This is a genomic window from Halorubrum tibetense (assembly GCF_055396225.1).
The window spans coordinates 1746553-1761251 of the sequence record NZ_AP043742.1 but is presented as its reverse complement, the minus strand read 5'-3'; the positions used below and the strand labels follow the sequence as shown (position 1 = coordinate 1761251).

Annotated in this window: 18 protein-coding genes; 10 read left to right on the top strand and 8 right to left on the bottom strand. The window is 68.4% G+C overall.

The features are described from left to right. Window positions 1–6 precede the first annotated feature (6 nt). Complete coding sequence (gene rpl12p, locus ACZ5TV_RS08920) at window positions 7–345, top strand: 50S ribosomal protein P1 (RefSeq protein WP_464383715.1); 339 nt, start codon at window positions 7–9, stop codon at window positions 343–345. 125 nt (window positions 346–470) lie between these two features. Further along, complete coding sequence (locus ACZ5TV_RS08915) at window positions 471–662, top strand: hypothetical protein (RefSeq protein WP_379782055.1); 192 nt, start codon at window positions 471–473, stop codon at window positions 660–662. Between the two features lie 32 nt (window positions 663–694). Here ACZ5TV_RS08915 and panB read toward each other — a convergent pair whose 3' ends face one another. After that, complete coding sequence (panB, locus tag ACZ5TV_RS08910; protein ID WP_379782057.1) at window positions 695–1501, bottom strand: 3-methyl-2-oxobutanoate hydroxymethyltransferase; 807 nt, start codon at window positions 1499–1501, stop codon at window positions 695–697. Between the two features lie 155 nt (window positions 1502–1656). On the opposite strand from panB, the gene ACZ5TV_RS08905 reads away from it, so the two are divergent. The 3 genes from ACZ5TV_RS08905 to ACZ5TV_RS08895 all read left to right on the top strand — a co-directional run bounded on the left by ACZ5TV_RS08905 (window position 1657) and on the right by ACZ5TV_RS08895 (window position 3220). Next, window positions 1657–1977, top strand: coding sequence for a DUF5822 domain-containing protein (locus ACZ5TV_RS08905; protein WP_379782059.1), 321 nt, complete (start codon window positions 1657–1659; stop codon window positions 1975–1977). Between the two features lie 156 nt (window positions 1978–2133). Further along, entirely contained in the window at window positions 2134–2790 is a 657-nt protein-coding gene (locus tag ACZ5TV_RS08900; protein ID WP_379782061.1) for a helix-turn-helix domain-containing protein, read from the top strand. Window positions 2791–2860: 70 nt separating this feature from the next. After that, window positions 2861–3220, top strand: a complete 360-nt coding sequence (locus ACZ5TV_RS08895) for a DUF7344 domain-containing protein (protein ID WP_379782063.1) — start codon at window positions 2861–2863, stop codon at window positions 3218–3220. Window positions 3221–3448: 228 nt separating this feature from the next. On the opposite strand, the gene ACZ5TV_RS08890 is transcribed toward ACZ5TV_RS08895, so the two are convergent. From ACZ5TV_RS08890 to ACZ5TV_RS08880, 3 genes are all read right to left on the bottom strand, one after another. Then, the gene (locus ACZ5TV_RS08890) at window positions 3449–4102 is read right to left on the bottom strand and encodes an HAD family hydrolase (RefSeq protein ID WP_379782065.1); all 654 of its coding nucleotides are present in this window, start codon (window positions 4100–4102) and stop codon (window positions 3449–3451) included. Then, the gene (locus ACZ5TV_RS08885; RefSeq protein ID WP_379782067.1) at window positions 4099–5259 is read right to left on the bottom strand and encodes an acyl-CoA dehydrogenase family protein; all 1161 of its coding nucleotides are present in this window, start codon (window positions 5257–5259) and stop codon (window positions 4099–4101) included. The genes ACZ5TV_RS08890 and ACZ5TV_RS08885 overlap by 4 nt, the downstream gene beginning before the upstream one ends. Window positions 5260–5352: 93 nt before the next feature. Then, window positions 5353–6561: an alanyl-tRNA editing protein gene (locus ACZ5TV_RS08880; protein WP_464383714.1), complete on the bottom strand. Its 1209-nt coding sequence runs from the start codon at window positions 6559–6561 to the stop codon at window positions 5353–5355. 320 nt (window positions 6562–6881) lie between these two features. Here ACZ5TV_RS08880 and ACZ5TV_RS08875 point away from each other — a divergent pair, with 320 nt between their 5' ends. Continuing rightward, window positions 6882–7532, top strand: a complete 651-nt coding sequence (locus ACZ5TV_RS08875) for an HVO_2922 family protein (RefSeq protein ID WP_464383713.1) — start codon at window positions 6882–6884, stop codon at window positions 7530–7532. A gap of 196 nt (window positions 7533–7728) precedes the next feature. Beyond that, window positions 7729–8946, top strand: coding sequence for a DNA primase (locus tag ACZ5TV_RS08870; RefSeq protein ID WP_464383712.1), 1218 nt, complete (start codon window positions 7729–7731; stop codon window positions 8944–8946). Between the two features lie 79 nt (window positions 8947–9025). Here ACZ5TV_RS08870 and ACZ5TV_RS08865 read toward each other — a convergent pair whose 3' ends face one another. Then, entirely contained in the window at window positions 9026–9241 is a 216-nt protein-coding gene (locus ACZ5TV_RS08865; RefSeq protein WP_379783597.1) for a DUF7472 family protein, read from the bottom strand. A gap of 180 nt (window positions 9242–9421) precedes the next feature. Here ACZ5TV_RS08865 and ACZ5TV_RS08860 point away from each other — a divergent pair, with 180 nt between their 5' ends. After that, window positions 9422–10135, top strand: a complete 714-nt coding sequence (locus ACZ5TV_RS08860; RefSeq protein ID WP_464383711.1) for an SWIM zinc finger family protein — start codon at window positions 9422–9424, stop codon at window positions 10133–10135. Between the two features lie 39 nt (window positions 10136–10174). Here ACZ5TV_RS08860 and hjc read toward each other — a convergent pair whose 3' ends face one another. Continuing rightward, on the bottom strand, window positions 10175–10696 hold the full coding sequence (gene hjc, locus ACZ5TV_RS08855) for a Holliday junction resolvase Hjc (RefSeq protein ID WP_379782399.1): 522 nt from the start codon (window positions 10694–10696) through the stop codon (window positions 10175–10177). Between the two features lie 110 nt (window positions 10697–10806). On the opposite strand from hjc, the gene ACZ5TV_RS08850 reads away from it, so the two are divergent. Then, a complete protein-coding gene (locus tag ACZ5TV_RS08850; protein ID WP_379782401.1) occupies window positions 10807–11340 on the top strand; it encodes a winged helix-turn-helix domain-containing protein in 534 nt (177 codons plus the stop codon). 6 nt (window positions 11341–11346) lie between these two features. Here ACZ5TV_RS08850 and ACZ5TV_RS08845 read toward each other — a convergent pair whose 3' ends face one another. Further along, a complete protein-coding gene (locus ACZ5TV_RS08845) occupies window positions 11347–12567 on the bottom strand; it encodes an acyl-CoA dehydrogenase family protein (protein ID WP_379782403.1) in 1221 nt (406 codons plus the stop codon). A gap of 172 nt (window positions 12568–12739) precedes the next feature. Between ACZ5TV_RS08845 and ACZ5TV_RS08840 the strand changes: the two genes are divergently transcribed. Next, on the top strand, window positions 12740–13807 hold the full coding sequence (locus ACZ5TV_RS08840; RefSeq protein ID WP_379782405.1) for a phosphotransferase family protein: 1068 nt from the start codon (window positions 12740–12742) through the stop codon (window positions 13805–13807). Between the two features lie 68 nt (window positions 13808–13875). Here the strand turns inward: ACZ5TV_RS08840 and ACZ5TV_RS08835 are convergent, their stop codons facing one another. After that, a complete protein-coding gene (locus tag ACZ5TV_RS08835) occupies window positions 13876–14655 on the bottom strand; it encodes an SDR family NAD(P)-dependent oxidoreductase (protein ID WP_464384336.1) in 780 nt (259 codons plus the stop codon). Between the last annotated feature and the right edge of the window lie 44 nt (window positions 14656–14699).

Here is a 14699-nt window from a genome sequence, read left to right as displayed (position 1 = left end):
ACACCAATGGAATACGTTTACGCTGCACTCATCCTGAACGAGACTGGCGAAGAGATCAACGAGGACAACATCACCGGCGTGCTGGAAGCCGCCGGCGTCGACGTCGAGGAATCCCGCGTCAAGGCGCTCGTCGCCGCGCTGGAGGACGTCGACATCGAGGAGGCCATCGAGACGGCCGCCGCCGCGCCCGCCGCGGGTGCCGCCGCGGGCGGCTCCGACGACGGGGGCGACGAGGCCGACGAAGCCGACGACGAGGCCGACGAAGCCGACGCCGCCGAGGAGGAGGAGGACGACGACGAGGACGAAGGCGACGGCGGCGAAGGGCTCGGCGAGCTCTTCGGCTGAGAGGTCGACGCCCGACCCCTCGACGACGCACGATCCGCACCTCGATTTCTTTCGAACCCGTTTCTCGACCAGTGATAACGCCGCCCGCGCGTTTTTATACCGCAGCCGGGAACTCCCCGTGAGAGATGAAGATCGTCGATGGCGACAAAGCCGAGTGTGCCCGATGTGAGTCGATTTTTCCGCTGGAGTCGGTGTCGTTGCTCGAGAAGGACACGAACCGGGATTACGAACGGGTGCTGTGTGAGGCCTGCCTGAGCGCGGTCGGGGTCCCGCGCGGCTACTCGCTTCGGCGGGACATCACGCACCTCGGTCGCTGACGATCGACAGTCCACTGCCGGCCGACGCGGTCTCAGTACAGGTCTTCGAGCGACTCCTCGACGTGCGTGTGCTCCTCCGCGGGGAACGCTCCAGTCTCGACCGCGGTTTTGTACTCGGCGACCGCCCGCCGCATCTCGCCGCGGACGTCCCCGAACTGTTCGGAGAAGGGTGGCGACCAGTCGCCGAGGCCGACGACATCGTTGATAACGAGGACCTGTCCGTCGGTGTCCGGGCCCGCGCCGATACCGATCGTCGGGATCGAGAGCGCCTCGGTCACCGCCGCCGCGAGGTTCGCCGGGACGTGTTCCAACACGAGCGAGAACGCTCCCGCGTCCGCGTGTGCGCCCGCCAGCTCGATGATCTCTTCGGCCGCGTCCTGGTCGGTCCCCTGTCGCGAGTAGCCGCCCAGACGGTTGACGTGTTGGGGAGTGAGCCCGAGGTGGGCCATCACGGGGATCCCCACGTCGGTCATCCGGCGGGTGGTTTCGACCGTGTGTGGACCGCTCTCGATCTTGACGGCGTCGGCGTCGGCTTCCTTTAAAAACGCGCCCGCGTTCCGGACGGAGTCGGCCTCGTCGACGCCGAACGAGAGGAACGGCATGTCGGCCACGACGAGCGCGTCGTCGACCGCGCGGGCGACCGCCGCGGTCCGGGAGCGGACATCCGCCATCGTCACCGGCAGCGTCGAGTCGTAGCCGAGCGCGGCGTTCCCCATGCTATCGCCGACGAGGACGACATCGATCCCGGCCTCGTCGACGATCCCCGCCGTGGGGGCGTCGTAGGCGGTGAGCATCGTGATCGGTTCCTCGCGGTCCCGCAGTCCCCGCGTCGTGGTCATCGATCCGAGCTGGTCGCCCGACGCGTTAAAATCGGGGGATCCGGAAGGGCGTTCCGGCGGGGAGCGGGCCCGCCAGTGGTCGAGAGAGAAGGGTCGGCGACTCGGCCCACGCGGCGACCGCCATCGATTAGTCCGTGCGCTACCGAGCGTTTGGCGTGCAACCCGTCGAGGAGGCAGAGATCGAGGGAGTCGACTACGGCTGGGTGATGCAGACGACGTTCGTCGTCACCATCCTCGTCGGGGCTCCCGTCGTCGCCGTGCTCTCCGCGTTCGTCACGCTCGACTCGTGGGGCGCGAGGGCCGCCTTCGCGATCCGCGTGGGCGCACCGATCTGGTTCGTCACCGCAGTCGTCGTCGCGCTGTACGCGAAACGCGTCGAGGCGAGCGAGACCGACGACGCGACGATCGGCGACGACGCGACGATCGGCGACGACGAGCAGATCGGGAACGACGAGCAGATCGGGAACGACGACTGACGGACGGGGCGGGGTGGCCTCGTTTACTGGGGTCGACGGGAGCGACGTGTCGGATCCGAGGCGCGCGGCCACTGTGCGTCTGGACGCTACCTCGAACAGCTCATCAGCGGTCGTCTCGGCAGCAATCCTTTCCCGACAGCCGGCATCAGTTCGGGTATGGCTACCGAGGCAACGTTCACGGTTCCGTCAGACCAGTTCCCCTTAGGGACAGTGTTCCACCAACTACCGAACGTGACGGTCACGCTGGAGCGACTTATCCCCGCACAGAACGTGGTGATCCCCTATTTTTGGGTTCGGGGAACCGAAGCCAAAGACATCGAGAGTGCGTTCACCGAGCATCCAGGCGTGGACGACATTCGGCTCGTTGACTCCGTCGGGGACGAGTACCTGTTACGGGTCGAGTGGGTATTGGACTACAACGACGTGCTAACCGTCCTGGCGGAGACAGGGGTCCCGCTGATCGAGGCTACCGGTACCACCAACGAGTGGCGGTTCGAGATCCGCGGTGACGATCGAAGCGACATCGCTGCCTTTCAGGAACGCTGTCGAGCGCTGGACATCCCGGTCACGTTGACGGAGTTGCACGCGCTTACGCCGGTTACGTCGGGAACCGAAGCGGTCCTCACTGACACGCAACAAGAGGCGCTCGTGCTCGCCTACGAGCGCGGGTACTTCGAGTCCCCCCGCGAGGTCACGTTGGAAGCCCTCGGCGAAGAACTCGGTATCTCACAACAGGCCGTCGGCTCCCGCCTCCGAGGGGGGATCAAGCGTGTCCTCGGGAACACGCTCTCCGCCCTTACAGCTCGGCCCTAGGTAGGAACGTAAAGTCGGTTTGTGCATGAAAAAGTCACTGTGATTGTGATCGGTCGACTGTAATAGCGTAATGAGCGTCGACTCTCTCGCCTTCGATTCGGTACTCGACCTGTGTCGAAACCAGCACCGGCGGATCGTGCTTGGGGCACTCACAGGGGAACAGCAGTCACTAACGCTCGACGACCTTACGGAGGTCATCATCACCCACGAGCAGCAGACGCCGCTTACGGAGACGTCGGATGATGAACTAGCGGAGATCCGTCTCTCGTTATATCATGTCCACCTCCCGAAGTTGGTCTCAGCAGGGCTCATAACCTATGATTCGGAGCTCCAACTCGTGGACCCGACGGAGAAATTCGATCGAACGCAACCGACCCTGACTACGATCCTCAATGCCGATCCCTCCCTCGAAGCACCGATGAAACAGTAGTGGCGACTCCATCTAACGTCTCGACCACTCGAGTATAAGCGGTTGATCGCGGATCGACGGCGACTCTCCTTATAAATCCCCGGCCAGCGGTGGAGTCGCTGGAACAGTGCTTAAAAGGGAACGTCGCCGCTTCCGATCGGTTGTATACCACGTTGTCAGCAGGCGTCTGGGGCGCTCACATCGGATGTCGACGCCACCGGTCGCGGATCCCGACGGAGTCACGACGACTTATATATCGTCGGAAGCGAGCGCGTCGGCGACCGAGACGAACGCGACGCCCGCCCGGTCGGCAGTCACCGCGTCGCTCGCGGAGTCCCCGACGAAGACGGCGCGATCCGGCTCGGCGTCGATGGCGTCGATCGCCGCCAGCAACGACTCCGGTTCGGGTTTGTGGGTCTCGACGGTGTCGCGGCCGACGACGGCGTCGACCGTCTCGACGAGCCCGTGTTCCTCGAGCGCGATGTGACACGCCGCTTCACAGTTGAGCGAACAAACCGCCGCGGGGCGGGTGTCCGCGCCCGACAGGAGCCGCTCACCAAGCGGGAGGAGTCGGGAGCGGGCCGCGCCGGCCCGTTCGTGGTCCGCGATCGCCGCCTCGACCTCGGCACCGATCCCGTACTCCTCGGCCGCGTCCAGCAACTTCCAGAGGTCCTCCGTGGGCGGGATCAGCGCGTGTTCCGCGTAGGCGGCGGCGACATCGTCGGCGACGCGGTCCCAGTCGACGACGAGTTCGAGGAGCGTTCCGTCGAGGTCGTACACGACCGCATCGGCCGCGGCGAACGCGTCGGGCCCGGAGAGTCGATCTGCTCCGGTAGGGGCGTCGGCATCGGCGGAAGCGTCGGCCCCAGTGGGAGCGTCGGCACCGGACGGCCGGTCGGTCATTCGTCACCCAGGACGCCGCGGGCGATGATCTTCTTCTGGATCTCCGTCGTCCCCTCGTAGATCTCCGTGATCTTCGCGTCGCGATAGAACCGCTCCACGTCGAACTCGCTGACGTAGCCGTAGCCGCCGTGGATCTGGACCGCCTCGTTGGTGACGGACATCGCCGTCTCGCTCGCCGTGTACTTCGCCTTCGAGGCCATCATCCGGTTGTCCTCGCCCGCCTCCGCCTGACGGCAGGCCTCCCGGACGAGCAGCCGCGACGCGGAGATGTCGGTCGCCATCTCGGCGAACTTGTGGCGGATCGCCTGGATCTCGCCGATCGGTCGGTCGAACTGCTCACGCTCGAAGGCGTACGACTTCGCCTCGTCGAACGCCGCCTGGGCGAGCCCGACCGCCTGAGCGGCGATGCCGATCCGGCCGCCCGTGAGGATCCGGAAGGCGGCCGAGAGCCCACGCCCTTCCTCGGTCAGCCGGTTCTCGCCGGGGATCCGGCAGTCATCGAAGGAGACGGACGTGGTGTCTGAAGCGCGCAGTCCCAGTTTCTCCTCTTTGGGGCCGACGGCGAACCCCGGCGTGTCCATCGGGACGAGGAACTGCGTGATCGAGCCGGGATCGTCGGCGTCGACCTTCGCGAAGACGATGGCGACCCCGCCGCGGTCGCCGTTGGTGATCCACTGTTTCTCGCCGTTGAGCACGTACTCGTCGGCGTCGGGGTCGTACTCGGCCGTCGTCGACATCGCCGCGGGGTTCGACCCGGCGTGGGGCTCGGAGAGACAGAACGTCCCGACTGGGCGGCCGTCGACCATCTCGGGTAGCCACCGCTCCTGCTGGTCCTCCGTGCCGAACGCCGCGATACAGGAGGTCGCGAGACAGTGAACGGAGAGCGCGGTGGCGACGGCGAGCGTCCCGTAGGCGAGCTCCTCGTTGACGACCGCGTATGTCGTCTCGTCGGCGTCGAACCCGCCGTACGCCTCGGGGACCGTGAGGCCGGTCAGCCCGAGCTCCGCGAGCCCGTCCCAGACGTCCTCGGGGAACGACGCCTCCGCGTCCGCCTCGCGGGCGATCGGCCGGACCTCCTCGACCGCGAACTCCCGGACGAGGTCGCGGATCGCCGCCTGTTCGTCGGTGAGTGCCGAGCCGACGCGTGCGCCAGTCATACCGTCGAGTTCGATCCCGCAGGGAAAAAGATGAGCGATCGGCGAGGCGGCGGTTTCCTCCCAAACGCCGCCGCGTCGGGGGCTGGATCACCGTTATCGCTCGCGGAACCACGCGACGACGGCCGCGGGGTCGGCGTCGAGCCCGCCGCCCTGCGCGAACGTCGGCCCGCCACCGCCGCCGCCGCCGAACGCGTCGGTCACCGCGTCGACGACCTCGCCGGCGTCGACGCCGGCATCCGGCGCGGCGGCCACGACGACGAACGGAGCCGGTCCGGTCCCGATCGCCGCGAGCGCGTCCGAACCCTCCTCGTCGTCGGAGACGACCGCGGTCGCCGGTTCGCGCAGGTCGTTCGGCTCGGCGTCGGCAACGGTCCCGACGGCCCACGTCGTTCCGTCGACGTGGACCGTCGGCAGCGCCGCGAGCCGCGAGCGAAGCAGCGTCACTCGCGTGTCACGGAGCTCCGCCTCAAGCCGGTCGGCCTCCTCGACGAGCCGGTCGACCGAGTCGGCGAGCCCGTCGACGTTCGTATCGAGGGTCGCCGCCGCCTCCAGCGCGGCGGTGTGAACGTCGGCGGTCCGGTCGATCGCGGTCGGGCCGACGGCGAACTCGACGCGAGTGACACCCTCTCCCGGGTTCGAGCGGTCCAGCGCCGCGATCGGCCCGATCTCGGCGGTGTTCGCGACGTGGGTGCCGCCACAGGCTGCCACGTCCCAGCCCTCGACGGTGACGACCCGCACGTCCTCGTGGCCGCTCATCGCGCCCTCCTCCGTCTTGTCGTTGAACGCGATACCGTCGAGCGCGCGGGCTTCCGCCTCGGGGAGCGTCTCCCACGACACCGGACGGGACTCCCACACCGCGCGGTTCGAGAGGCGTTCGAGCTCGACGAGGTCCGCGTCGTCGAGCGGCTCGGCTGTCGTGAGGTCGACGCGGACCTTCTCCGGCGAGACGTCGAACCCGGCGTAGCCGAGCTCGTCCGTGATCCGCCGTGCGGCGCCGTAGAGGACGTGTGACGCCGTGTGTGCGCGGGTGCAGTAGGTGCGGAACTCGTCGTCGACGACACCGCCGACCGCGTCGCCGACGGCGAACCCTGGCGGGTCCGCGAGGACGTGGACGACCTCCCCGTCGCGGTCGCGGACGTCCGCTAGCAGTACCCCGCCGAGCGTGCCCCGGTCGGCGGGCTGGCCGCCGGAGGCCGGGTAGAAGTACGTCTCGTCGAGGACGACCTCCCGGTCGTCGACGCGTTCGACGGTCGCCTCGAACTCGCGGACCGTCGGGTCCGCCGGCGCGCGTGACGCGGTCATGTACGACCCGTCACGGCGAGCCGGCTTATAAGGGTCGCTCGGGGTGGACGTGGCGGATCGGCTGATACGGGAGTTCGGGCCCGGCCGCGACGGATCAGTATATAAAGGCCGTTCGGGTCCGGCCGCGACGGATCGGTATATAAGGGCCGTTCGGGTCCGGCCGCGACGGATCAGTATATAAAGGCCGTTCGGGTCCGGCCGCGACGGATCAGTATATAAAGGCCGTTCGGCGGCAGTGATTGGCCCCTCATCGCGCCGCAGCCGCCCGCCACACCGGTTCGGGCATAGGGTTTTGTGTGCTCGCAGCGAGCTCCCGACGCATGCCCGAAGAGACGATCCACGAGTCCGAGGGGTCCCGAACCCGACAGGCGTTGGCCACGTACTTCCGCCGGCTCGCAAACGCGTTCGGTCGCGGCGAGCCCGCACCCGTCGACGACGCCGGCACGGTGACCGTCGACCCCGGCGACGAACCCGCGTTCGAGGTGGAGGTCGAACGCGAGGACGGCACGGTGAGCCTCGACCTGTCGATGGAGTTCGACGAGGCGGACGGCGAGGTCGACGCGGACGCCGCCGCGAGCAAGGCCGCCTTCGAGCTGTACGAGGACAGCGCCGAGCAGTGGCGGTGGCGGCTCGTCCACGACAACGGGAACATCATCGCCGACGGCGGCGAAGGCTACTCGGAGAAACGCGACGCGCGGAACGGGCTCGACAGCGTGAAGCGGAACGCGCCGGGCGCACACGTCGTCGACACGGAGAAAGACGAGGGCGTGCCCGAAACGGGGGGCAGCGACGCGACGTTCGAGCTGTTCGAGGACAACGCCGGGAAGTGGCGGTGGCGGCTCGTCCACGACAACGGGAACATCATCGCCGACGGCGGACAGGGGTACGCGTCCAAACGCAACGCGACGACCGGCCTCCGGAGCGTCAAGGCGAACGCCCCCGGCGCGGCGGTCGAGGAGACCGAGGACTGAGGCGGCGCGGACGGAACCGGGCGGAGACGGAACCGGGCGCGGACGGAACCGGACGCGGACGGAACCGGGCGCGGACGGAACCGGACGCGGACGGAACCGGGCGGAGACGGAACCGGGTGTGGGAGGGAACGGGACACGGCCGACCGACCGTGTACCGCACCGCTTATTCGCCGCCCCCCACAACCACGGAGCGGACATGGACGCGCTCCACGCCAAGTACCCGTTCTTCGAGGGGGCCCGCGAAGCCGTTGCCGGCGCGTCGGCGTCGCTGCCGACGCTCGTCGCCGAGGACGCCCCCGCGGTCGAGCGGGCTCGTGAGCGCGTCGAACGCGCGCTTCTTGAAGGGACCGTCGAGCCCGAAGGCGGCGCGTTCACCGGTACGGACGGACGGGTTGAGATCCGGTCGGAGCTCCTCTCGTACCCCATCGCGCGGATCCTCGTCTCGCTGCTCGACTCCGAGCCCGCCATCGAGAAGTACGCGGCCGCCGAGGCCGCGACCGCGCTCGACCGGCTGCGGGCGGACCTCGACGCCGACGACGGACTGCGGTCGACCCCGACGCCGAGGGTCGGCCTCGACGACGCACTCGACGAGTTCGGCCTCGGGGACGACGTGCGCGCCGAGCCCGCCCGCGGCAGTCGGGATCCGAGCCACTACTGGGTCGCCGTCGGGCCGTACCTCCGGTTCACGTCCCCGTCGTGGGGAGCGTCGTGGCGGCTCGTCAACCGTGCGCTCGCCGACGGCGCGGTTCGCGTCTCCCGGGAGGAGCTGTTGGAGGTACTCGGGACGGCCATCGAGGCCCGCGTCCGCGAGGGGCTCCCGTTCGAGCTGGACGCCGACGAGGGGATCGCCGCCGACTTAGAGTCGCGTGTGGCCGAGCTCAAACGGCTGCTCTCGGAGCGGACGTACACGGGCCCGATCGACGTCGTCGCACCGGCGCTGTTCCCGCCGTGTATGACGAACCTGATCGAGAAAGCGGAGCGCGACGTGACGCTCACCGCCCCGGAGTCGTTCGCCCTGATGGCGTTTCTCGTCGGGATCGGGATGACGCCGGACGAGGTGGTCGCGTTCTGTGCGGACACCAGCCTGGACGCGGAGGGGATCCGGTACCAGACGGAGTACCTGCGGGACGACCGCGGCACGCAGTACCCCCCGCCGACGTGCGAGACGCTCGCGAACTACGGGATCTGTCACAACGAGGACGACCACATGCGCGTCGCCCCCGACCCGCTGTCGTACTACGAGACCCGGGTCGAGGAGGCCGACGAGGTGGTCGACTGGCGGGACGAACACGGGATCGGGGACGGCGACGGTGACGACACCGATGAAGACGAACCGAGCGGCGGGGAGTCACGCAGCGAGCGGGTGAGCGGCGAGCGAGCGAGCGGCGAGGAACCGGATCCGACCGCGAACTGACGGCCGCGGACCGGCCGGTGGCGAACCGGCCGGGAGGAGCGAAAACAGCTAACCGGCGGAACAGTCGAGATTCGACGGGCTACGCCTCGGCGTCCTCGTTGCGCATGAGATAGAGGCCGACGAGTGCCATCAACAACACGAACCCGGTGAGGAGCCCGACCAGCGCGACCGCGCCGTCCTCCGGCAGCGTGGAGCCGTCGAAGGTGACGCCGATGGCGACCAGCCCGGCGAGGAAGACCGCCGCCGCGAGAAGGGAGACGACGATCTGTCGACGGAGCTCCGCATCGATTTCCATACACGCGGCTACCCGGCGGCACTAAAAAAGGACTTCGATGGCACGCGCTTCGACCGGCAAGGACGCCATCGGCACGGGGTTCGGCGTCGGGAGTCCGGATCGGCAGGTACGTCGATCACGCCCGAGAGTTTAAGCGGTTGACGTGTCTGCCCGCGAGTGACGCGTGATCCACGCGAGTGTATGACACGAACGGACGCACACCCCCCGGCCGAACGAGGTCGGGTCCGGACGGACGGGTCGGGAGGGAACGCCACGGGCGGCGACAGCGGCGCCACCGACGACGTCTGGACGGGTGGTAACCGGGAGGACCGGTCCGCGAGGGCACGACGCGAGCCGATGACCGTGTATCCGCTTCGGGACCGGCGCTACCTCGTGGATACGGCCGGTGGGACGTACGTCGTCGGGCTCGACACCGGGACGTGTTCGTGTCCGGACCACGAGATCCGCGGGTCGCGGTGTAAACACCTCCGACGGGTCGCGATGGGCGTGACCGAAGGGGAGCTCCCCGCGCCCGACGAGCGAGTCGGCGTCTGTGCGGTGTGTGGCGTCGAGACGTTCGTCCCGCTCACCGCCGCCGGGCCACAGCTGTGTGGGCGACACGGGTTCGCGCGCGGCGACGCCGTCCGCGACCGCGAGACCGACACGCCCCTCGTCGTCACCGACGTCACCGACCGCCGCGCCGACGCGTACCTGACCGACGAGCGCCGGCCGGTCGCGTCGTACCCCACGAACGCCGCGTACGGCGCGCACGAACCGGTCGTCGAAGCGGTGTACGTCGAGTCGTTGACGCCCACACACGGGGTCGACGACGCGAGGCGATACGGGTTTCCGGCCTCCCGGCTGGTCCGGGCGGAGACCGACAGCGACGCGGAGCCGAGCGGCCCGGAAGGCTGACCGTGGGAGAGCCGACCGTAGACGGAGGGGTCGAGTCGATCACAACACGTCGAGTGCGTCCTCGACCGGCATGTGACCGTCACGGACCGCCTCCAGAACCTCCCGGCGTTCCTCGTCGGGGTCGGTGTCGATCTCGTCTAACCGCACCTTCTCCGTCTCGCCGACGAACTCGGGGAAGTCCGTCCCGTCGGCGAGCGCGGTTTCCTTCTTCACTCGATAGGAGCCGGCGTCGGTCGTGTAGAGGTCGCCGGGGTGGAAGAAGTACCAGTCCTCGCGGTCGAACCGGACCGCGATCCGCGCCTTCGCGCCGAAGTTCCGCGCGAAGAACAGCAGGGCTTCCACTTCCTCCCCGGAGAGGTAGATCGGGTCGCCGGCGCTGGACTTCGCCTCGATCGCGTAGAACGTCTCGCCGTTCCCGGCGAGCACGTCCGGCAGCTCTCGCTCGGTCGCCGCGCCGCTGGCCGGCGCGCGCATCACCGCGAACCCGGCGTCGTCGAGCGCGTTGACGAGCTCGCGCTCGCGGCGGTCCCCCTTCCGGTTAGCGGACACGGTCGTCGTCACCCGGATTCGTCACGCACTTCTCTAGCCGCGAGGGGAGTAAAAGACCGACGGGTTGCCGCCGAGGGTTGCCCCAATACTGATTACCGTGTCGGTCGATCGTACACCGTCGAATGCCCGAAAAGCAGCCGATCCCAGACTGGGACCTCTCGGAACGAGACACGATAATCCTCCAGGAGCTCGCCCGCGATCCGCAGCTCACCTCCCGGGGGCTCCGAGATCTCCTCGCGGAGGAGCACGACATCGACGTCTCTCACGTGACGGTGAACGAGTCGATCCGACGGATGCGGGAGGCGGAGGTGTTCCGCGAGGCGCTCGTCCCCAACGAGGAGTACCTCTTTTTTTCACTGTTCGAGTTCCAGTTCAACCCCGAGGGGTTCGAGGACGGGTGGCGCGACGCCTTGGAGCATATCCGCTCCAGCAAGCACACGTTCATGTACTTCCTCTCGGACGGCGACTACCAGTGGAAAACCATCATGATGTTCAAGGACCGCGAACAGGAGTCGAAGTGGATCCACGAGTTCTACAAGGAACACGGCGACCTCGTCAACAACCTCCGCAACTCGGTGGTGACAAACGTGCTCAAGTTCGGGACGGACCCGGAGCTGTTCGACGTGTTCCACGAGGCGGAGTCGGACGAGGAGTGACACCCGTCAGTCGAACTCGCCGAACCGCGTGATCGGATCGAGCTCCTCCATCGGGGGGTCGTCGAAGGCGTCCCGTGCGATGGATCGGCGGTGAACCTCGTCGGCGCCGTCGACGATCCGGAACTGCCGGACGTTCTCGTAGAAGGCCGACAGGGGAAGGTCGCGAGCGATCCCGTTACCGCCACAGAACTGGAGCGCGTCGTCGATAGCCTCCTGTGTGACGTTGGCCGCGAACGTTTTCGCCATCGCCACCTCGATGCGTGCCTCGCTCCCCGCCGCGATCCGCCCGGCCGCGTGGCGGACCATCGTTCGGGCGGCGTGCAGCTCCGTCCGACGGTCCGCGATCCGGAACCGGGGGCCCTGCTTCTCGGCGAGCGGCTCCCCGAACGCCTCGCGCTCCGTCAGGTACGCCGTCGCGATGTCGAGCGCGCGGTCGGCCATTCCGGCGTACCGCATGCAGTGAGTGAGCCGGGCCGGTCCGAGCCGCTTCTGTACGAGCGTGAACCCCTCGTTCTCCTCGCCGAGCGTGTTCTCGACGGGGACGCGGACGTCGTCGAACCTGACCTCGGCGTGTGTAGTCCCGAGGAGTCGCTCGCCGACGTGCGGGATCGACCGGACGACCTCGACGCCGGCCGTGTCGGCGGGGACGAGGATCACGGAACAGCCGGCGTACGGGTGGGCCTCCTGGTCGGTTCGCGCGAACGTCAGGAACACGTCGGCTTCGACCCCCCCGGTCGTCCACCATTTATGCCCGTTTATGACCCATTCGTCGCCGTCCTTCTCGGCGGTCGTCGCGAGCATCTTCGGGTCCGAGCCGCCGCCCTGGATCGGCTCGGTCATCGCGAACCCGGAATCGATCTCCCCGGCGGCCAGCGGGCGGAGCCACCGCTCCTTCTGGTCGTCAGTCGCCGCGATCTCCAAGGTGTGCATGTTCCCCTCGTCCGGCGCGGCACAGCGGAGCGCGGCCGGCCCGAGCAGGCTACGTCCGGCCTCCTCGAACACGGGGAGCATCTCCCGAAACCCGAGTCCAAGCCCCCCGAACTCCTCGGCGACTTGTGGCGCGTAGATCCCCCGGTCGCGTGCCTCCTCGCGTAAGGACTCGATCGCCGTCTCGGGGATCCGGCCCCGGCCGAGCCGTTCACGCTCCACCGGGAGGACCGCCTCGTCGATGAACGATCGGACTGCCTCGGCGATCTCCGGGCCCCGCCCGATATCGTCGTATTTCATGGCCGAGCGTTAGTTAGCAATGTAAATAGTAGTTCCGGCGATTCCCGCCAAAAGCAATATATCCCCCGGCATGTATCCACGAATAAGGACAGAGTCGATTAACAATGTTATCCAAAAACCGGAATACCGTTTGTTCTCGTTCAGCAGCCTCGCACGGTCTTTGGAGGGCGTCATGAGCGACGCGGAGTACCTCGATCGGCTCGTGGACGACGAGTCGTTCGCGGCGTACCTGGAGGCGGAGTTCGGCCCGGCGGAGTCGTTCTCCGTCGAGCGTCACGCGGAGGGTCACTCCAACGAGACGCTGTTCGTCACCTGGGGGGACCGCGAGCTCGTCGTCCGGCGACCACCGCCGGGCGAGACCGCGGACACCGCTCACGACGTGCTCCGGGAACACCGCGTCGTCTCCGCGCTCGCCGACACGTCCGTCCCGGTCCCGGAGACCCTCCGTTCCTGTGACGACCCGTCCGTCCTCGGTAGCGACTTCTACCTCATGGAACGTGCTAACGGCGATGTCCTCCGCGGGGAGGAACCCGCCCGCTTCGGGACTCCGGAAGCGAGACGACGGGCGGGCGGAGCGCTCGTCGACACGCTCGCGGCGATCCACGGGGTCGACTACGAGACGGTCGGGCTCGCCGAGTTCGGCCGACCGACCGGCTACACCGAACGACAGGTCGACCGCTGGACCGCCCAGCTGGAGTGGGCCTTCGAGACGACCGCCTCGGTGCGCGAGGTCCCCGAGATCGTCGCGGTGGGCGAGTGGCTCGCGGACAACGTCCCGACCGAACACGACGAGACGCTCGTCCACGGCGATTTCAAGCTCGACAACGTGATGTACGGTCCCGGCACGCCGCCGGAGATCGTCGCCGTCTTCGACTGGGAGCTGTCGACGCTGGGTGACCCGCTCGCCGACCTCGGCTGGCTGCTGTTGTTCTGGTACGACGAGGGCGACCCGGAGCCCGCGATGCCGGACCTGATGTCGACGTTCACCGCTCGCGATGGGTACCCGACGCGCATGGAGCTGGTCGAGCGATACGAAACCACGACGGGGCGGACCTTCGAACACGAGCGGTTCTATCGAGCGCTCGCCGCCTACAAGATGGCCGCGCTCGGCGAGATGTTCCTCGCGCGCTATCACAACGGCGACAGCGACGACCCGCTGTACCCGAAGATGGAGGCGCGCGTCCCGGCGCTCGCCGAGCGGGCGCTGGCGTACGTGAACGGGGAAACAACCCGTCTCTAAAGGCGATCGCTTCACCTCTCAGACGCCGACGGAGCCGACTCGATCTGCGTGCCGGCCGATGATCGCCGCTAGCGTGCGGTCCACCCGCCGTCAGCGGCGAGCGTCTCCCCGGTGACGAAGCTCGCCGCGTCGCTGGCGAGGAACGCGACCGGCCCCGCGATCTCGATCGGCTCCGCGAACCGGTCGAGCGGCGTCCTGTCGAGGATCGACTGTCGCAGGCGCTCGTTCTCCTGGAGCGTCTCCGTCAGGTCGGTCGCGACGTAGCCGGGCGCGACCGCGTTCACTCGGACGTCCGGGGCCCAATCGAGCGCGGCGCTTTTCGTCAGCCCGACGAGCCCGTGTTTCGAGGCGACGTACGGGTGTTGTCTGGGGAGTCCGACCACGCCCGCGACGCTCGCGACGTTGACGACGCAGCCGCCGGCGTCGACGAGGTGTGGACCGGCGGCCCGGACCGTTCGGAACGCGCCGCGAAGGTTCACGTCGAGCACGGTGTCGACGGCGTCGCTCCCCACGTCCGCCGGGCCGCCGAGCGCGTCGTCCGGGTTGAACCCGGCGTTGTTCACGAGGACGTCGAGCGATCCGAGCTCCGCGACGGTAGTCTCGACGAGCGCCGCCACGTCGTCGTCGTCGGTCACGTCGGCCGTCACCCCGTGGGCGTCGACGCCCAGCTCGCGGGCCTCGGCCGCCACCGACACGACCTCCTCGGCGGTGCGCGCGGACGGGACGACGTCCGCGCCCGCGGCCGCCAGCCCGAGCGTGATCGCCCGGCCGATCCCGCGGCCGCCGCCGGTGACGACCGCGACGCGACCGGAGAGGTCCGGAAGCGCGGCCGTCGGGTCGATGTCCATCGCCGCCGCACTGGGCTCCGAGTTCGAGTCCGAACCCGAACCGG